Source organism: Brevundimonas vancanneytii (assembly GCF_901421975.1).
GTDB classification, from domain to species: domain Bacteria; phylum Pseudomonadota; class Alphaproteobacteria; order Caulobacterales; family Caulobacteraceae; genus Brevundimonas; species Brevundimonas diminuta.
Window position 1 is genome coordinate 1652489 of record NZ_LR588407.1, and the last position, 18585, is coordinate 1671073.

Annotated in this window: 18 protein-coding genes; 11 read left to right on the forward strand and 7 right to left on the reverse strand. The window is 63.3% G+C overall.

The window, feature by feature from the left end:
- Positions 1-26: 26 nt before the first annotated feature.
- On the reverse strand, positions 27-1196 hold the full coding sequence (locus tag FGL25_RS17480; RefSeq protein ID WP_252970095.1) for a TonB-dependent receptor plug domain-containing protein: 1170 nt from the start codon (positions 1194-1196) through the stop codon (positions 27-29).
- A gap of 321 nt (positions 1197-1517) precedes the next feature.
- Between FGL25_RS17480 and FGL25_RS08175 the strand changes: the two genes are divergently transcribed.
- Positions 1518-2018 carry a hypothetical protein gene (locus tag FGL25_RS08175; protein ID WP_138141426.1) on the forward strand — a complete coding sequence of 167 codons (501 nt, stop codon included), beginning with the start codon at positions 1518-1520 and terminating at the stop codon, positions 2016-2018.
- A 108-nt stretch (positions 2019-2126) separates the two neighbouring features.
- Here FGL25_RS08175 and FGL25_RS08180 read toward each other — a convergent pair whose 3' ends face one another.
- On the reverse strand, positions 2127-5312 hold the full coding sequence (locus FGL25_RS08180; RefSeq protein WP_197733812.1) for a TonB-dependent receptor domain-containing protein: 3186 nt from the start codon (positions 5310-5312) through the stop codon (positions 2127-2129).
- Between the two features lie 287 nt (positions 5313-5599).
- Here FGL25_RS08180 and FGL25_RS08185 point away from each other — a divergent pair, with 287 nt between their 5' ends.
- Both FGL25_RS08185 and FGL25_RS08190 read left to right on the forward strand, forming a co-directional pair.
- Positions 5600-6133, forward strand: coding sequence for a hypothetical protein (locus FGL25_RS08185; protein WP_138141427.1), 534 nt, complete (start codon positions 5600-5602; stop codon positions 6131-6133).
- A gap of 108 nt (positions 6134-6241) precedes the next feature.
- Entirely contained in the window at positions 6242-7159 is a 918-nt protein-coding gene (locus FGL25_RS08190) for an MBL fold metallo-hydrolase (RefSeq protein ID WP_138141428.1), read from the forward strand.
- Here FGL25_RS08190 and FGL25_RS08195 read toward each other — a convergent pair.
- Together FGL25_RS08195 and FGL25_RS08200 are read right to left on the reverse strand one after the other, a co-directional pair.
- The gene (locus FGL25_RS08195; RefSeq protein WP_138141429.1) at positions 7156-7836 is read right to left on the reverse strand and encodes a DUF1499 domain-containing protein; all 681 of its coding nucleotides are present in this window, start codon (positions 7834-7836) and stop codon (positions 7156-7158) included. The genes FGL25_RS08190 and FGL25_RS08195 overlap by 4 nt on opposite strands.
- Positions 7837-7853: 17 nt before the next feature.
- Positions 7854-9485 (reverse strand): long-chain-fatty-acid--CoA ligase, encoded by a 1632-nt coding sequence (locus FGL25_RS08200; RefSeq protein ID WP_138141430.1) that lies wholly within the window; start codon positions 9483-9485, stop codon positions 7854-7856.
- A gap of 173 nt (positions 9486-9658) precedes the next feature.
- On the opposite strand from FGL25_RS08200, the gene udk reads away from it, so the two are divergent.
- Both udk and FGL25_RS08210 read left to right on the forward strand, forming a co-directional pair.
- Positions 9659-10303 (forward strand): uridine kinase, encoded by a 645-nt coding sequence (gene udk, locus FGL25_RS08205; RefSeq protein ID WP_040345313.1) that lies wholly within the window; start codon positions 9659-9661, stop codon positions 10301-10303.
- Between the two features lie 87 nt (positions 10304-10390).
- On the forward strand, positions 10391-11005 hold the full coding sequence (locus FGL25_RS08210) for a TetR/AcrR family transcriptional regulator (protein ID WP_138141431.1): 615 nt from the start codon (positions 10391-10393) through the stop codon (positions 11003-11005).
- A gap of 16 nt (positions 11006-11021) precedes the next feature.
- Here FGL25_RS08210 and pdxH read toward each other — a convergent pair whose 3' ends face one another.
- A complete protein-coding gene (gene pdxH / locus FGL25_RS08215) occupies positions 11022-11690 on the reverse strand; it encodes a pyridoxamine 5'-phosphate oxidase (protein WP_138141432.1) in 669 nt (222 codons plus the stop codon).
- A gap of 115 nt (positions 11691-11805) precedes the next feature.
- On the opposite strand from pdxH, the gene FGL25_RS08220 reads away from it, so the two are divergent.
- From FGL25_RS08220 to FGL25_RS08240, 5 genes are all read left to right on the forward strand, one after another.
- Positions 11806-12537, forward strand: coding sequence for a J domain-containing protein (locus FGL25_RS08220; RefSeq protein ID WP_167493317.1), 732 nt, complete (start codon positions 11806-11808; stop codon positions 12535-12537).
- Positions 12538-12548: 11 nt separating this feature from the next.
- The gene (gene aroC / locus FGL25_RS08225; RefSeq protein ID WP_138141434.1) at positions 12549-13634 is read left to right on the forward strand and encodes a chorismate synthase; all 1086 of its coding nucleotides are present in this window, start codon (positions 12549-12551) and stop codon (positions 13632-13634) included.
- A 79-nt stretch (positions 13635-13713) separates the two neighbouring features.
- Entirely contained in the window at positions 13714-14409 is a 696-nt protein-coding gene (locus FGL25_RS08230; RefSeq protein WP_138141435.1) for a pirin family protein, read from the forward strand.
- A gap of 96 nt (positions 14410-14505) precedes the next feature.
- On the forward strand, positions 14506-14769 hold the full coding sequence (locus FGL25_RS08235; RefSeq protein WP_167493318.1) for a hypothetical protein: 264 nt from the start codon (positions 14506-14508) through the stop codon (positions 14767-14769).
- Between the two features lie 191 nt (positions 14770-14960).
- Complete coding sequence (locus tag FGL25_RS08240; protein WP_138141436.1) at positions 14961-15404, forward strand: GNAT family N-acetyltransferase; 444 nt, start codon at positions 14961-14963, stop codon at positions 15402-15404.
- 37 nt (positions 15405-15441) lie between these two features.
- Here FGL25_RS08240 and queE read toward each other — a convergent pair whose 3' ends face one another.
- A complete protein-coding gene (queE, locus tag FGL25_RS08245; protein ID WP_138142418.1) occupies positions 15442-16077 on the reverse strand; it encodes a 7-carboxy-7-deazaguanine synthase in 636 nt (211 codons plus the stop codon).
- Positions 16074-16781 (reverse strand): 7-cyano-7-deazaguanine synthase QueC, encoded by a 708-nt coding sequence (queC, locus tag FGL25_RS08250; protein WP_436835260.1) that lies wholly within the window; start codon positions 16779-16781, stop codon positions 16074-16076. Before queC ends, queE begins: the two co-directional genes overlap by 4 nt.
- A gap of 205 nt (positions 16782-16986) precedes the next feature.
- Here queC and FGL25_RS08255 point away from each other — a divergent pair, with 205 nt between their 5' ends.
- A complete protein-coding gene (locus FGL25_RS08255) occupies positions 16987-18579 on the forward strand; it encodes a response regulator (RefSeq protein WP_138141438.1) in 1593 nt (530 codons plus the stop codon).
- Positions 18580-18585 lie beyond the last annotated feature (6 nt).

The window sequence follows — 18585 nt, forward strand, 5'->3', positions numbered from 1 at the left end:
CGCCCGTGACCTGGTAGACGTTGTAATCATAGCTGGCGTGGCGGCCGCCCAGATCCGTAAAGCGCTTGCTCAGCTGGAACGAGGAGTTGGGATTGGCGGCGCGAATCTAACAGAGCACGCAAGTCGGCGCCGATGAACGGGTTGGTAGACGGCACGCGGAAACCGGTGGCGCTGGAGGCCGGCGTAGCAGCCAATTCCTGATCCGCAACGTACTGGTTGAAAAGCGCATTGCCGTAGAACTCGGCATTGTCATTCACCTTGTACCGCGCGCTCGAATAAACGTTCCAACGTTCCAGCGGGAGCTGCAGGTAGTTCAGCGCACCCGTATTGAACAGATAGTTCGAGCCGGGATTATGGAACCCGTCGTACTCAATACCACCGGGACTCTTGAAGCCCAAGGCGCCCTGGTGCGCAAACAGAGTTCCATCAGTGTTGTAGCCGATGGCGCCCGTATTCACAGCGCTTTGACTGTTGAAGTATTGCTTGAACAGTGCGTCGCTCGGCAGGTTGTTAGCGTCGAACGTCGTCGACCCCAGCGGGGTGGTGCCTGAAGCGCCCGAAATCGCCGAGAACTCGCGCGCAGCATTATAGATCATCGCACGCGTCGAACGGTTGATCGAGATGACCGCGTTGCCCTTGTCGTCAGCAAAATTGCCGCCGATCGTCAGGGAGTAGCTTTCGGTCTCGCCATCATTACGGTCCGTCTGACCGTACTGGGCGTCGATCTGCACGCCTTCAAAGCTGTCGTTGATGATGAAGTTGGCCACGCCGGCGACGGCGTCCGAACCATAGGCCGCCGAAGCGCCGCCCGAGATGGTTTCGACCGACTTGATCAGGGCCGTCGGGATCAGGTTGACGTCAACCGAACCGTCCGAGTTCGACGGCACCAGGCGGCGACCGTTCATCAGCACCAGGGTGCGCTTGGAACCCAGGCTGCGCAGGTCGAGGTTGGCCTGGCCACCGTTCGAAGGGTTGTTCGAGGTCGACGAAACCGACGGCGTGAACTGCGGCATGTCGTTCATCAGCGAGTCAATCGTGACAGCGCCCGTCGCTTGGAAATCTTCCGCGCTGACGGTCACGATGGGGCTGCTCGACTTGTAATCTTGGCGGGCGATACGCGACCCGGTGACAACGATGTCGCTAACTTGGCTGACCTGATCGTTTTCCTGGGCCACAGCCGGCATGGCCAGGCCCATAGCGGCTGCACCGGCAATCATAGTCGTAGAAAGCAGACGCTTACGATTTACTGAAAATCGCACTTTTACACCTCCAAATAAGAAGAAGAACCGAACACGACTCCTGTCGGATCCTGCCTCCCCCATCACTCATGGTCGTCCGGAGTGGGCAACCACGATTGCGCTGATAGACTGAGCCGCCACAAAAGCCTCATATTTTTGCCGCCCGAGAGCCCCTCTGAACCGGATTGTCGCAGAAAAGCCACGTCGCAGCCTCTCCAGTGTCAGAAATTAAACCCACCGTTGCCGCGTTGTGACAAAAAATAATTCAGGAAACCGTCGTTGGTTGTAGAAATTTTCGCCTCCTGGCTGACGATCGGCGCAGCAACCGCGCCCCCGCCACAAGAAACTCAGGTTTCTGCCGAGTACCAGAATCTCATAGCTTGCTCGGCGGTGACGCCTGACACGGATCGCCTCGCCTGCTTCGACCGCGAAACCGCTCGCCTCAGGAGCGCCGAACAAAGCGGCGCCGTCATCATCATGCCCCGCGCTCGCGTCGAAGAGACTCGAAGGGCCCTGTTTGGATTTGCCGTTCCCAACATCCCCGACATGGTGTCCGGGGGCGCGGCGCTCGAAGCTGTCGAGACCACCCTGGTCAGCGCCAGCCAGAACGACGGTTGGGTCTTTCGCCTTGCTGACGGCTCCGTCTGGCGACAGGTGGACACGACAGCGCTCAATTTCCGCCCTCGAGAAGGCATGCCTGTCCGCATTCGTCGCGCCGCCGTCGGCAGCTATATGCTTAAGGTCGGCGACAGCCCCGCAGTGAGAGCGCGCCGCCAATAATGAAACGCCTCCTGCCCGCAATCACGGGCGACGCCTTTCACTCAAAGTCCTTCCAGCAAAAAAGGCGGCAGGTGTGAAACCCGCCGCCCCGTTTTGCATACCTTATGATCAGAAGTTTGCAGTGACGCCAAAGAAGAAGTAGCGGCCCATGGCGTTATACAGCTGAGGGTAGGTATTGTTGTTGCCCGTCGTGCCGACGCTGTAGGACAGCGGCGGATCCGTGTCGAAGACGTTGTTCACGCCCGCGCGCACCGACACATTGTCACGAACCTGCCAGGTGCCGGCCAGATCGAAGTAGTTGATCGAATCCAGCTCACGATCCAAGCGGCTGGCCGCAGCGTTGTTCAAGCTGCCATCAGCCCCCAGGACAGCTACCTCAGACGCGCCATAGTAGCGCCAGGTGCCGTTGAGGTTCAGGCCTTCGATCGGGGTGCCCCAATCAACGCGCAGGCGGTGACGCCATTCCGGGTTCGGAACGCCGCATTGATTGGCGTAGAAGCCGGCGCAGTCATACACCGAGTTTGCAAAACCAAGACCGGTGTCCGTTTCGAGTTTGTCGATCCAGGTGCCGACCATGGCGAAGCCCAACCGCCCAGCCTCACCCCAACCGAAATCAGCCAGGTCGACGTTGTAGTTCGCCGCAATATCAACGCCTGACGTCTTCAAACCGCCGATGTTGGTATTCAAGTCACGCACATTGCCCGACCCGATCCAAAGTTGACCATTTGCGTTCCGTTCGATGTTATTACACGCAGTCTGGAAACCAGCCGTGTAGCAAGCGTCAAGCGAATTCTGCGCGCCAATCGAGGACACGAGGTTGTCTACCTCGATCTTGAAATAATCCAGCGTCAGGTTGAAGCCAGACAGGAACTCCGGCGTGAACACGACCCCCAGAGTCAAGGTGTCCGATTCTTCCGGCTGAAGATCGGCAGAACCGCCGCGCAGGAAGTTGTATTGGCCTGCCGGGCTATTGAGCGCGCCGCTTTCAGACTGGGCTTGCGACACCTGCCAGGCGTTGTTGCCGATACAGGCCGCAGGGATGCTGCCGTTCACAACGCCATCGTCGTTCAGATCGTCGCAGGGGTCGTTGTCCATGTCGAACAGGCTGAAGCCCTGGGCAGTGAACAGTTCAATCACGTTCGGCGCGCGGACCGCGCGCTGCATGCTCGCCCGGAAACGAACTGAGGGCACCGGAGCCCAGTCGGCGCCGAACTTCCAGGAGTCCGTACCGCCGCCCAGGTCATACTCCGAATGACGGTAGGCCAGATCAACCGACAACTGATCGGCAAAGGCCATGCCTTCAGCGATTGGCACCTGCGCTTCCACGAAGACGTCGTAGACTTGGTTGGCGCCGTTGAGGCCCAGCGTCGGACCGCCTTGACCGGCGCCGTCGCCCGAGGTGAACGACACGTCTGGCGTCAGATCCAGAGCATCCCGACGATACTCGGCGCCGAAGGCCGCCTGCACGCCGCGCGAAGCCCAGGGGCTCTGAACCCCATAAGAGCCGAGATCGACAGTCATGGAGCCCGTCACGACCTGTTGCGTCGTCCAACCCGTCGAAACAAGCGGAACCTGCAGATAGTTGAGCGCTTCCGGCGTCACACCGCCCAGAGCAAAGATGTTGTAGGGAATGCAGTCCGCATCAATGCCCGCCAAAACAGACGAGCACACAGGCTGCCCTGTATTCGGGTCCGTCACGACATCCAAGGCTCGAGCCAAACGGGTGTTTGAAAATTCGTTGCGATAGATTTCGTTGTACTGGGCGCGCGAATACTGGATCGCCAGATCATAGCTCCACGCGTCGTTCAGATCGCCTCGAGCGCCAATCACGCCGCGGTACGATTCAAAGCGCATGTCCGACTGACGTCCGCCGCCTTCGATGTTCCGTCGACCAATGAACATCGGAACATAGTTCGGATCATCAAGAAGACGTACAGCATCCGGATTGGAGGCGTCTGACAGTTCAAACTCCTCGGTGGCCGGATTCATCCACACAAAGGTATTGTAAGCCGCCAGGGCCGGCGCTCCACAACCGATCGCAGCAGACTGCTGAGCATTCAGAAGAGGATTATTACAATTCACGAACGATGAACCGTCCGTCGTGCGGAATCCGCCCCTGAACTCACCGAAGAAGTTTCCAGACGGCGCAATCTGAGCGACTGTCGAATAGTCGCTGAACATCAGTTGCGTATAAAGCTCGACCTTATCATGGACCTGATAGTGACCGAAGGCTCCTAACGTATAACGCTCATCCGGACGTTGATAATAATTCAGAGGCCCAAAATTATATGCATCCGTAGCTCCGCTGTAATTACGGAACCCATTACCTCCAACCGTGAGATCGAATCCAGGCATCGGATTGATGTCAACACCGCCGACTTTGAACTCATTGCCGCCAAAATCAGAGAACAGGCCCGGATAGGACGTTCCCGACCCGCCACAGGTGAATTCGTTCGGCGTTGCCGCTGCGGGTGCGCCGAAAGAGCAGGCGGAATAGTCGTAGTCACGGCCGAGAACTTTGTTATTCTTACGGTAGCCGGCATACAGGGTGATATTGCCGCGATCGTCCGGCGCGTTCACACCCATCAGGATGTTCACTTCACGGCTGAAGCCTGTGTAGACGTTATCGTCCGGCATCTTGAAGTTGGACGGGTTGGTGGCGGCGCGCCGCTCTATAACGCTACGGACATTGCCCGGACCGTCGTAGTCGTTGTTGTGCTGATTGAATCCGTACTGGGCGTCGATCTCGATGCCTTCAAAATTACGACGCATAATGAAGTTCACAACGCCTGCGATAGCGTCCGAACCATAGACGGCCGAGGCGCCGCCGGTCAGCACTTCGACGCGCTCGACCATTTGGCCAGGAATCTGGTTCAGATCAGCCGCGTCGTCCTGCGGCGAGCCGTAGCCCATCCGCTTGCCGTCGATCAGCACCAGGGTGCGCGACGCTCCGAGGTTCCGCAGCGACACAGTCGCAGTACCCGAGGCGCCGTTGGAGACTGTTGAGTTCTGGGCAGCGAAGGCTTGAGGCAGTTGGGTGACCAGATCTTCAACGCGGGTCACGCCCTGAACGTCGATGTCTTCGCCCGTGACTTGGGTCACAGGGCTGGTGGTGGTCAGGTTCGGCTGACGTAGGCGCGAGCCGGTAACGACGATGTCGCTCACCTGACTCGGTTGATCGGCCTCGGGACTCGGCGTGGTCTGGGCTGCAGCCGGCGCGGCGAAGCCGACCAGCGCAAGGCCCGCGATCATCGTCGACGCCAGAAGACGCTCACGTTTGATCTGAAAATTCAATGCTTATCCTCCTAAGTTGTGGACGACTCTGACGAAGTCCGCCTTCATCCGTCGACCACGGGATAGTCTCGACCGTCGCCCGTTTCGAAGGCGCGCCCGATTACCCGATCGAAAGGGTAGGCACGACACGTGACTACAGACCACGCAAATTACATGAACTTCATGATTGAGCCTCCAGTATGTCGCAATTTCGCCACGGAATGACTCTGGCGACCAGCCGCAAAATCTCATAATATGGCCCGAGACATTCAAAACCATGATTTCGGAATCCGCCAAAAATGCGAACGATGTTGACCTTCTGCGTCGCCGCGATCGGCACATTTGGCCTCAGCTGCGACACATTGGCGCAAGTTCAATCCTCTGAACGTTCGACGCTCCTGAGCGATCTTTCCGAATGCCGCGCCATGCCGGACGCCGCCGTTCGCCTGGCCTGCTTCGACCGAACGGCAGACGCCTTGGATACGGCGGAACGCCAAGGCGAGCTGGTGGTGATGGAGCGCCAACAGATTCGCGAAGCACGACGCCAGCTCTTCGGCTTCAGCGCTCCAGCCCTTCCTGCGCTCTTCAGCCGAGGCGGCGGCGGGACGGATGCTGAGCCGGAGGTCGACTCCCTTGAAACGACCTTGGTGAGCGCCGGTCAGGATCATGAGGGCAAATGGACCTTCCGTCTGGCTGACGGCGGCGAATGGCGGCAGATCGATTCGGCGCCTGTCCGTTTCCAGAATCGGAGCGGCATGGAAGTCAGGGTGCGCCGTGCAGCTCTGGGCAGTTACCTGCTAACCGCCGGCAAAAGCCGGGCAGTTCGCGTCAAGCGGCAGTAGTCTAAAAAAGCAAACGGCACGCACTCACTCTCAAGTCCAGCTATGGTGCGAGCCGCTCTCCTTTGTGGAGAAGCGACTGCTGGATTCGCACACGCAGGGAGGCTGGCCATGATCCCCTATCTCCGTCAGTTCGACTTCGCCTACGGGCGGCGCGATCAGGTCTCCCCGTTGATTCAACGCGTGATCGCCGACAATCCGGGGCCATTCACCTTCACAGGTACAGGAACCTATATCGTCGGACGCAGCCTGCCGGGCGCCGAAGTGGCAGTGATTGATCCCGGACCGGACGATGACGCTCATCTGTCGGCCCTACTGCGCGCAATTGAAGGCCGCGTGGTCAGCCACATCCTTGTGACGCACACCCATCGCGACCACGCCCCCCTCGCCCGCTCGCTGGCCGAGGCCGTCGGCGGCGCACCGATCCTGGCGGCTCGACCGCCTGAGCGGCCCCTGCACGTCTCAGCCGCACTGGATGAGGATGATGACGCCGACTTCCACCCTGACGTGCTCCTAGCCGGAGGCGAATGGATCGAGGGCGACGGGTGGACGCTGGAAGCCATGGCCACGCCTGGGCACGCCTCCAACCATATGGCCTTCGTGCTGCGACAGGAGAACGCCCTGTTCAGCGGCGATCATGTGATGGGTTGGTCGACCACAGTGGTGGCTCCGCCGGACGGCGATATGGCCGACTACATGAACAGCCTGGACGCCGTCCTAGCGCGTGGTTTTTCGACGATATGGCCGACGCACGGCCCGGCGATCACCCAGGTCGCCCCCTTCCTGAAGGCCTATCGCGACCACAGGCTGGAGCGTGAGGCCCAGATCATGGCTCGGCTCGCGTCAGGCGACCAGATGATCGCGGACATGGTGCCCACGCTATACGCCGCCGTCGATCCGCGACTGTGGCCCGCCGCCAGCCTTTCTGCGCTCGCCCATCTGATCAAGCTGGCGAAAGAGGGACGCGTCCAGGCATCCCCTCAGCCAGAGATGGCCGCGAACTGGCGACTGACCGATCCAGCCCTCTAAGGCGTCAGCTCTGCGACGACGGCCTTGGCGAGACGACACGCCTCATCCCCGACCTGAAGGCTGTCGCGCCCGGCGACGCGAACGTCGGTGCGGCCAGGACGAATCCGGACAGTGACATCATGGGTCAGGCCGAACCACGCGCCTTCCTTGCGCCCGTCCACACGGAAAGGCGCCGTGCCCAGAACCGTAAACCCCGCCTTTTCGAGCGCCCAGGCGGCGGTCTCCGGCGCGACCTGGGTCGGCGCGGGACTCAATCCTTCACACGCCTGAGGCCGAGTTTCGGGCACGCCCGCAAGGCGCCGTTCCGCCGCCAGAATACGCGCGAAGGCCGGCGGCTCCGATGGATCGGTCGCCACGTCGCGCGGAGCATCGGTGAAACGGCGCTCCTGAACCAGATAGCCGCCCAGGGTCACGCCTGCAATCGCCAGGGCCGCTCCCCCAATCCCCAACAGTCGACGCTCGCGAAACGCCATCAGGCAAGCGATCAGGGCGGCCGCCACGCCCAGATAGGCCAGCACCCGCCCCGCTTTCAGGGCCAGCACGCCCAAACTGAAATCAGCGCTCCACACGCCCACCCGCGCGCCGCAGACCGCGACCAGCAACAACGTCGGCGCCAAAAGCGCAACGAGCAGCAACATCACGGCCAGAGACTGGCCCTTGGGGCGTGTGGTCGACATGGCGTCCTCCGTCGCTGTCAGCCGGCGGCGGGCAGTTGGTAATCCTTCATCCGCTCGCGCAGCGTCTTCTTATCGATCTTGCCGGTGGCGCCCAGAGGAATGTCATCGACGAAGACCACATCGTCCGGCATCCACCATTTGGCGATCTTGCCCTGCAGGAAGTCGAGGTGCTCTTGCTTGTCCTCGGCCTCGCCCTCCTTGAGCTTGACCAGCAGCACCGGCCGTTCGTCCCACTTGGGATGGGCCGCGCCGATGACGGCGGCCAGCGCGACCTTGGGATGGCCGACGGCGATGTTCTCGATGTCGATCGAGCTGATCCACTCCCCGCCCGACTTGATGACGTCCTTGGCGCGGTCGGTGATCTGCATGAAGCCGTGGGAATCGACGCTGGCGATATCGCCCGTGTCGAAGAAGCCTTCGTGATCCAGGATATCGCCGCCCTCGCCCTTGAAATAGGCGCCGGCGATGGTCGGTCCCTTGACCATGACCCGACCATAGGTCTTGCCGTCATGCGGCATGTCCTGGCCGCCGTAGTTCTTGATCTTCAGCTCGACGCCCAGCGGGGGCGTGCCCTGCTTCATGCGCCAGGCCATCTGCTGATCATAAGGCAGCGCCTTCAGCTCCGGCGTCAGATTGGCGATGGTGCCGATGGGCGAGGTCTCGGTCATGCCCCAGGCGTGAACTACCTCGACGCCGAACTTGTCCTGGAACCCGCGGATCAGAGCCTCGGGGCAAGCCGAACCGCCGATCAGCACCTTTCGCAGAGTCGAGAACTTCAGATTGTTCTCCACCATGTGACCGAACAGCCCCTGCCAGACCGTGGGCACGGCGGCCGAGAAGGTGACGCCCTCGGTCTCGATCAACTCATAAATGGAAGCGCCGTCCATCTTGGCGCCCGGCATGACCAGCTTGGAGCCCGCAGCCGGGCCGACGAAGGCGATTCCCCAGGCGTTGGCGTGGAACATCGGCACCACGGGCAGAATGACTTCGCTGGGCGTGCCCCCGACGACCGTCGCCTGCATCCCCAGCAGCGTATGGATGAAGTTGGAACGGTGCGAATACAGCACGCCCTTCGGGTTGCCCGTCGTGCCCGAGGTGTAGCAGAGGCCGCAAGCCGTCTGCTCGTCGAACCCGCCCCAGGTCACGTCGCTCGAAGACTGCTCCAGCACCGTCTCATAGGCTTCGGCCTTCGGCAGCTTGGCCTGAGGCATGTGAGCGGCGTCGGTCATGACAATGACGCGCTCGACCGACGGGCAATGCGGCAGAATGGCTTCCAGCAACGGCACGAAGGTCAGATCGGTGAAGATGATCCGGTCTTCGGCGTGGTTGATGATGTAGGCCAACTGTTCCGGGAACAGGCGCGGGTTCAGGGTGTGGCATACGGCCCCGATCCCCATGATTCCGTACCAGGTCTCGATATGGTTGCCGGTGTTCCAGGCCAGTGTCGCGACGCGGTCGCCTGGCTTGATTCCCCAGGCCAGAAGGGCGTTCGACACGCGACGCGCCCGTTCATGGATGGCGGCGTAGGTGGTGCGGACGATCGGCCCCTCGACCGAACGCGTGACGACCTCACGCTCCCCGTGCCAGTTCTTCGCGTGATCGAGGATCTTGTCGACCGTCAACGGCCAGTCCTGCATCATACCCAGCATTCGGCGTCTTCCCTCGTCTATGCGCCTTGGTTGAAAGCGGCGCTTGCGCCCACGCTAAGACAGGTGAACAGCGACAAGCAACGTGACGCAAGGGAAGGCAGGCCGCGACAGATCGCCGTTTCAGCGCGCGATCAAGGCTTGCATCCGGCTGCATCCGGGTGAATGAGCCGCCCATGACCATACTGATCGCCATTACCGGCGGCTCGGGCTCCGGCAAGAGCACCCTGGCCGAAGCCCTGATTTCCTCGCTGCCGGAGGGCGTCGCCGCGCTGTTGCGCGAGGATTCCTACTATCTGGACGCGGCGTCCGTGCCGGGCTTCGACGCCGCGACGCATGACTTTGACGATGTCGCCGCTCGCGATCACGATCTGCTGATTTCCGATCTGACCGACCTCAAGGCCGGGCGCAGCGTGACCGCCCCCCTCTACTCCTTCATCCATCATGGACGCGAACCGGGCGGCGAACCGGTGCCGGCCGCCCAGGTCGTCGTCGTCGAAGGCACGCACCTGCTGTGCACGCCGGCTCTGACCGCCCTGTTCGACATTCGCGTTTTCGTCGACACCCCGGCGGATATCCGCTTCATTCGCCGGCTGCTGCGCGACCAGACGGAGCGTGGACGAACGGCGGAATCGGTCATCCATCAGTACCTCGCCACCGTCCGCCCCGGTCACGAACGCCTGACGGAACCCTCGCGGGTTCATGCCGATTTCATTGTCGCAGACGCCACCGCCGCCGTACGCCTGGAAGACCCTCAGGCCGTCGTGCGTCTGGCCGCGCCCGTGCTGGCCCACCCTCTGCTCGAGCCCTGGCTGAAGTAACGGACCTCGTTGAGCGTATTAACCGTGATCGTTGCAATCGTGGCAAATTAAAGGCAATATCACCGTCTAACGGCTGGTGACAATCCGATGACCGTCTCGGTCCATGTCCTCGACGACCCTCGACGCGACGCCCTTGTGCGCCAGGCTCGTTTGCACTTTGTCGAAGAAGGCTACGCCGGCACCAAGATGGAGCCGATCGCTCGCGAAGCGGGCGTATCGACGGCGACCCTCTACGCCATGTTCGAAAACAAGGCGGCGCTGTTCGCGGCGGTGATCGATGAAGCATCCGCAGATTTCGCTGAACGCATGGCCAAGGTGAAAACCTGCAGCGGCCCGGCGCAGCCGAGATTGAACAGCTTCCTGACCGCTTACGCCGACTTCATCAGCGACCCGTTCGTCAGGGCCATCTTTCGCCTGGTCATGACCGAGCGACGCCGCTTCGAGAGCTTGGCGACCACCTTCTATGAGCAAGCGAAGCACGACTTCGGCACAGTGCTGGTCTCGGCCCTGGCCGAAATGGCCGCCAAGGGCGAGTTGAATCTCCACAAGCCTTCGTGGGCCGCCAGCCAGTTGATGGGCATGGTGGAGCACCCACTGTTCTTTGTGCCGACAGTGACCGGGGACCAGGTTCTGCCTACCCGATCTCCCGCCGCCATCGCCGAGGACGCCGTGAAGACCTTTCTGGCCCGCTACGCCGCCTGAGCCGCTTCAAAAACGCCTAGGGCCACAGACGACTGCGGCGCCAGGGCTGACCTTCCGTCGCCCGATCAAAGCGCAGGCGGTCGTGCAGACGGAAAGGACGATCGCGCCAGAACTCGATCTGTACGGGCTTGACCCGCCAGCCGGTCCAGCGATCGGGACGAGGCACCTCCTGACCGTCAAAGCGCGCGGTCTGTTCCGTCACCCGCCGTTCCAGCGTCGCCCGGTCCGCCAGAGGGCGCGACTGATCCGACGCCCAGGCGCCGATTCGGCTTTCGCGCGCCCGGCTGGCGAAATAGGCGTCGGCTTCTTCCACGCTGACCGGCTCTACCGAACCGCGAACACGCACCTGGCGGCGCAGGCTCTTCCAGTGGAACAGCAGGGCGGCGCTGGGGCTGGACCACAATTGACCGCCCTTGGCGCTTTCCTGATTGGAGAAGAAGGTGAATCCCCGCGTATCGACATCCTTCAGCAACACCATCCGCACGTCAGGATGACCGTCGACATCGACCGTAGCCAGGGCCATCGCGTTGGGGTCGTTGGGTTCTGATGCTCGCGCATCCTCCAGCCACTCCACGAATAGGGCGATAGGCTCGTCCCGGTCGAACAGGCTTTCATCCGCGTTCGCCTCGAGCTGGGCGGCATAGTCTTCGCGAGACGGGCTGGGGGGGATCACTGACTGAGTCATGTTGGACCTATAGTCCCGCTCGCGGTTCGCGTCACATGGCGTTCGTTCAATCCTGCGTCAGCTTTGCAAATAAGGTTAACCCTGTCTTGACCATACGGCCCGCACAGTGGCCGCCATGCGCGCAGACAGCCTCTCCTTCATGGACGCTCGGCGCCTGCTCGGCCTGAACGGCCCCGCAGGGCCGCAGGCTCTGGCGGCCGCCTTCCGCATCGCGATCAAGGCCTCTCGCCCGGATCAGCCCGGCGGCGACGCCGAACGGTTCCGGCGCGTGATCGCCGCCTATCGCCTGTTGCAAACCGAAACGCGCGCCCTGCCCGCACCACGCAGAGATTCCGAGGCTCCAGGCGTCCACACTGCGCGCACCGCCTCTCCTCCGCCGCCTCTGATCGTGCTGACGCCGATGCAGGCGCTCACCGGAGGCAGCGTGATCGTCAATGCCTGGGGGCGGCGCCTGCTGATCCACGTTCCTCCAGGCGTGAGGACCGCCGACCGCATCCGCCTGAAAGGCTGCCCTGCCCTGCTGCGCGTCTTGATCCGACCGGCCGACGGCTTGTCCGTTCTGGGAGCGGATCTCTTCATGGATTGGCCCATCGCGCCGCGTCTGATGCGGGACGGCGGACGGATCGAGATCGACACGCACGCCGGACCACAAGCCGCCTGGCTGGTGCCGGACATGGTCGAACCGGTGCGACTGCGCCTTCCCGGCCTCGGCCTGCCCGCCTGGGGCAAGCGGGTCGCCGGCGACCTGTTCGTCAAGCTGGTTCCTTCTGACGACCTGCCTTCGGCCGCCGAGGATATGTTGCTTCGCTTCACTCGGGTCTGGACGCCGGAGCGGATGGCGGCTTAAGCCTCGCCATCATGTCGCACAACACCTTCGGCCACCTGTTCCGCGTCACCACCTGGGGCGAAAGCCACGGCCCCGCCATCGGCTGCGTCGTCGATGGCTGTCCGCCGCTGATCCCGCTGACTGAAGCCGATATCCAGCCCTGGCTGGATTTGCGCAAGCCCGGCGGCAGCCGCTTCGTCACTCAGCGACAGGAGGCCGATCAGGTCCGTATCCTGTCAGGCGTGTATGATGACGGCGAAGGCCCGGTCACGACCGGAACCCCGATCAGCCTGATGATCGAGAACACCGACCAGCGATCCAAGGACTACGGCGAGATCGCCCGCGCCTTCCGTCCAGGCCACGCCGATTACGCCTATCAGGCCAAATACGGCGTGCGCGACCCTCGCGGCGGCGGCCGGTCATCGGCGCGCGAGACGGCCAGTCGCGTGGCGGCGGGCGCGGTGGCCCGCAAAGTCCTTGGCCCGGCTGTGCGGATTCGCGCAGGCGTGGTCCAACTAGGCCCGCACAGAATCCCAGATGAGGCGGTCGACTTCGACGCCGTCTACGACAACGCCCTGTTCGCCGCCTCGACCGAGGTCGTGCCTGAGTGGGAGCGGTATCTGGACGGCGTGCGCAAGGCGGGCTCGTCCATCGGAGCCGTCGTCGCGCTGGAAGTCACGGGCGTCCCGGCCGGATGGGGCGCGCCCCTCTACGCCAAGCTGGATGCGGAACTCGCCGCGGGCCTGATGTCCATCAACGCCGTGAAGGGCGTCGAGATCGGCGCGGGCTTCGGCGCCGCCGAACTGTCGGGCGAGGACAACGCTGACGAAATGCGGCTGGGCGACGACGGCCAGCCCGTCTTCCTGTCGAACAAGGCGGGCGGCGTCCTTGGGGGCATCTCCACCGGCCAGCCGCTGACGGCGCGCGTGGCGTTCAAGCCGACCTCCTCGATCCTGACTCTGCGCCAGACGATCAACCGCGACGGCGATGAGGTCGACCTGCGCACCAAGGGACGTCATGACCCCTGCGTCGCCCTGCGCGGCGTCCCGGTGGTCGAGGCCATGGCCGCCATCGTCTTGGCCGACGCCATGCTGCGCCACCGAGCTCAGATGGGCTGAGGCCATCAGGAACAATAACAGTTGCGAATAAGGGCGCGCGATCCTATCTAGGTTTCAAGCATTTCTCGGAGACCGAACCATGATCGACGTCAGACCTTTCAACACCCTCGGCGGCGCCAACCACGGCTGGCTGAACGCCAAACACCACTTCTCGTTCGCCAACTACTATGATCCCAAGCGGATGGGCTGGGGCCGCCTGCGCGTCTGGAACGATGATGAAATCGGCGCCCGGTCGGGCTTTCCGCCTCACCCCCACGCCGACATGGAGATCATCACCTACGTCCGCACCGGGGCCATCACCCACGAGGACTCCATGGGCAACAAGGGCCGTACGGGCGCGGGCGACGTTCAGGTGATGAGCGCGGGTACAGGCGTGCGTCATTCCGAGTTCAATCTCGAAAATGAAACGACCACCCTTTTCCAGATCTGGATCGAGACCGACAAACCGGGCGCTCAACCGTCCTGGGGCCAGCGTGAGTTTCCCAAGAACGATCGCTCGGGCCGCTTCACCGTCGTCGCCTCGGGCGATCCGGCGGACGAAGCCTTGTCGATCAACGCCGACGCCAAGATCCTGGCCGCCACGCTGAAGGCGGGCGAAAGCCTTTCCTATGACCTGGCCGCCGGTCGCCGCGCCTATCTGGTTCCCGCCGTGGGGCAAGTCGAGGTCAACGGGACCACGCTGAACGCTCGCGACGGCGCCGGCATCGTCGACGAGTTGACCATCACCATCGTGGCCAAGCAGGACGCCGAACTGGTCATGGTCGACAGCCTGTAAGCCTACGCTGATCGAAAGATCACAGGGGGCGTTCGAAAGAGCGCCCCCTTTCTTTTGCGCGCTGACAGAAGGCAGGCGGCGCGGCAGACTGTCGTCATGATCCAGCGCCTTACCGCCCTCGCCTTCTGTCTGTCCGGCGCCTTGATGCTTCAGGGCTGTGTCGCAGGCGCCGTCGTCGGCGCAGGAGCCGCCGTCGTCGGCGGCGCGGCCAAGGTGACGGGCGCCGCCGTCGGTGCAGGGTTCGACGCGGTCACCACCTCGGACGAGGAAACCAAGGCCAAGCGCGAGCGCGAACAACGCGAGTATGAACGCGAACAGCGCCGCTGCGAACAAAGGCAGCGGCAGGGCAAGGCCTGCTAAGTCCCCTTCGCTTCAAGGCGTTTCGCCGACACTCCATTGAATCTCTCTCCGCCGCCTGCTAACCGCCTCGGCTCGCAGAAGGAGATTTATGCGCAGAGCCCTCAACTAGGCCCGCCCACGCGGGATTTTCCTGCGCCTGATCGGGCGCAGTCTCTGTTTGCATATCTATCTGCGGAAAACTCATGCCACACATGGACACGATCATTCGTGCCTATAGCCCTTCGACCGACACGGCCTCGCTGTCGGACATCTGGCTGCAAGCCTCGATCCTCGCGCACGCCTTCATCGGCGAGGACCGCCTTCTCGAACAGCAGAGCCTGATCGAGAGCCAATACCTGCCCAGCGCAGAAACCTGGGTCGCTTGCCGTGGAGGCCGTCCCGTCGGCTTCATCAGCCTGATCGACAGCTTCATCGGCGGCCTGTTCGTCGCCCCCGACCAGCAGGGCCACGGAATCGGACGCGCCCTGGTCGCGCACGCCCTTTCACTGAAAGGGACGCTGATGCTGGAAGTCTATACGGACAACGATCAGGCGATGCGCTTCTACGAAGCCCTCGGCTTCCGCGAGCAATCGCGGCGAGCGACGGACGATTCAGGTCTGCCTTTTGAGAACGCCCAGATGCTTCTGGCGGCCTAAGGCATCCGGCAGGGCGGTTCGCCGCCCTGCCCTCGCCCTACCGCACCCCGATGTACTTGTGCGTCTGAACGCTGAGCCGCCATTGCGGGCGGGTCAGACAATATTCAATGGCGGCGGCGGTGTTGGCGGCCTGGTCGGGGCCGTCCATCGGCTGCAGCCAGAAATGCTGGAAGTCGAGGCTCTCGAACCGCTCCGGCATAGCCAGGGGCTGCGGATAGACCAGCTTCAGCTCCTGTCCTGAGGTCTGAACCACGGGGGCGTCGGCCTTGGGGCTGATGCAGATCCAGTCGATTCCCTCGGGCGCGACCAAGGTGCCGTTGGATTCGATCGCGATCTCGAACCCGCGCGCATGCAGGGCGTCGATCAGCGACGTATCCAGTTGCATCAGCGGCTCGCCGCCCGTGCAGACCACCAGCTTCGGATCGCCTTCGCGACCGCGCCACATCCCCGCGACATGGTCAGCCATCAGGTCGGCCGTCTTGAACTTGCCGCCGCCGTCGCCGTTCACCCCGACGAAATCCGTGTCGCAGAAGGTGCAGATCGCCGTTGCACGGTCCCGCTCCAGCCCGCTCCACAGATTGCATCCGGCGAAGCGCAGGAAAACGGCGGGACGGCCCGCCTGTCCGCCCTCGCCCTGCACCGTCAGGAAGACTTCCTTGGCCGAATAGGTCATGCGGCCGCCCATTGCGCATAGCCCGCCGCGCGCAGTTCGCAGGCCGGACAGGCCCCGCAGCCATAACCCCAGACATGGCGATGCGTCCGGTCGCCCAGATAGCAGGTGTGGCTGAACTCGATGATGGCCTCGACCAGAACCCGGCCGCCGATCTGGTCCGCCAACTCCCAGGTCTGGGCCTTGGTCAGGAACATCAGCGGCGTCTCGACCGGCACGGACTTGTCCAGACCCAGGGACAGGGCGCGGGCCGTGGCCTGGATCGTGTCGTTGCGACAGTCGGGATAGCCGGAGTAGTCGGTCTCGCACATGCCGCCGATCAGGACTTCCAGCCCGCGCCTGTCGGCCAGGGCCGCCGCCGCGACCAGGAAGATCAGATTGCGCCCCGGCACGAAGGTGTTCGGCAGGCCGCGCGCGTCCGCCTCGATGGCGCGCTCGGTCGTCATCGCCGTCTCGCCGATGGCGCCGAAGCCTGTCAGATCGACCACGTGATCGTCGCCCAGGCGGTCGGCCCACTGCGGCAAGGCCTTAACCAGTTCCTCGCGAACGGACTGGCGCGCCTGCATCTCGACCGCATGACGCTGGCCGTAGTCGAAGCCAACGGTCTCCACCCGATCGAAACGCTCCAGCGCCCAGGCCAGGCAGGTAGCGCTGTCCTGCCCGCCGGAAAAGAGAACAAGAGCTGTTTTTTCAGAGTGTTGCACGATTGCGCTCATGACAAGCCTGCGGTCGGCCCGCAGGCCGCGCGCATTCGAAAAAAGGAACCAGGGTCGGATAGATGGGACGTCGCCCCCTATACGCCAGAGCGACGGGCTCGGCAAAGGACGCGAGATTGACAATAAACAAGGCGGCTTAACCCTTCTGCAAAAGATTCTCTGAGATTGTAAAAGAACCTCAGTAGGAGCCGGCCGAATGCCGACGATTGAAGTGCTGACTGACCGCGTGGAGCCGGTGGCGAAAACCGCCATGACCGGCGACATTCTCGCGCGGTTCCAGCGCGAACCGGACACCTTGGTGATACCGGTCGTCGACGGCGATCGCCCTATCGGCCTGATTGAGCGCGGAGACTTCCTGCTGAAGCTGGCCGGCCCGCTGGGCCAGAGCCTGTACGGCGCCCGCGAGGTCGTCCATGTGATGGACCCGGAACCGGCCGTGATCGAATCCGGCGTTCGGGTGGACGCCTTTTCCTCCATCATCCTGAAGAGCGGTCCCGGCGCCTTGATGCGCGGCTTCATCGTCACGCATGGCGGAGCCTATCGCGGCGTCGGCACGGCCGTGGCCCTGCTGCGCGCCATCAATGAAGACCAGCGTCACGAGAACCAGCGCCTGGTCGAGCAGCTCCGCTCCTCCGACGCGGCCGAGCGCGCGCTCCAGACCGCGGCGCGGGACAAAAGCCGCTTCATGAGCCTGCTGAACCGCGAACTCAGCACCTCGATGAACGGGGTGCTGGCCGTGGCCGAGCTGCTGCACCGTCAGCCGCTGAACGAGGCCGCCAAGGCCCATGCCCGGACCATCATGGATTCCGCCGAGGACATGCTGGACAGCCTGCGCGACGCCCTCGACCTGGCGCGCGCCGAGGCGGGCGAACTGCAGATCAGCGCAACCGCCACCCCTCTGCGCACCCTGATGGATGAGTTGCAGAGCCATTGGTCGCCGCGCGCGGCTCAGGACGGCGTCACCCTGATGGTCGGCTATGAAGGCGACACGGAACTGGCGGCCATGGTCGACGCAGACCGCCTGCGCCAGGTGTTCAACAACCTGATCGGCAACGCCCTGAGCTTTGCCCGCCACGGCATGGTCGAGGCCAGCCTCAAGGCCCACGCCTATGGCGACCGCGTGCAGATCGAGGCTCGCATCCGCGATGACGGTCCCGCTGACGAAAGCCGCACCAGCGGCCTGCTAAATCTTTCGGCGCCAGACGCCGGACTGGGCCTGGCGATCAGCCGACGCCTGATCGAATGCATGGACGGTCGCATCTGGGCCGAGAACAATACGGGGCGCGGCGCTACCTTCGCCTTCGACCTGTCCGCGCCGATCGCCTTCATCGAGCGTGACGAACCGACCAACGTCGCCGATCTGGACAGCCTTCATCTTCAGGCGCGTCCGCATGTGCTGATCGCAGACGACAACGCCACCAACCGCGTGGTGGCCCAGGCCCTGTGCGAGATGTTCGGCTGCACCTCCGAGACCGTCGAAGATGGTCAGGAAGCGGTCGAAGCCGTCCAGTCGCGCCCCTTCGACCTGATCCTGATGGACATCAAGATGCCGCGTCTCGACGGCGTCGGCGCGACACGCGCCATTCGCGCCCTGGACGGCCCTCAGCGCGACATTCCGATCATCGCCCTGACCGCCAATGCCGACCCGGACGACGCCAAGGCCTACCTGGCCGCCGGCATGGCCGCCGTGGTGGAGAAGCCCATCAAGCCGGAACGCCTGCGCCTGGCCATGAACACAGCGCTAGAACCGGCGAACGCCGCCCCTCCGCGGGCGCGAGACGTCGCCTGAAGGCGG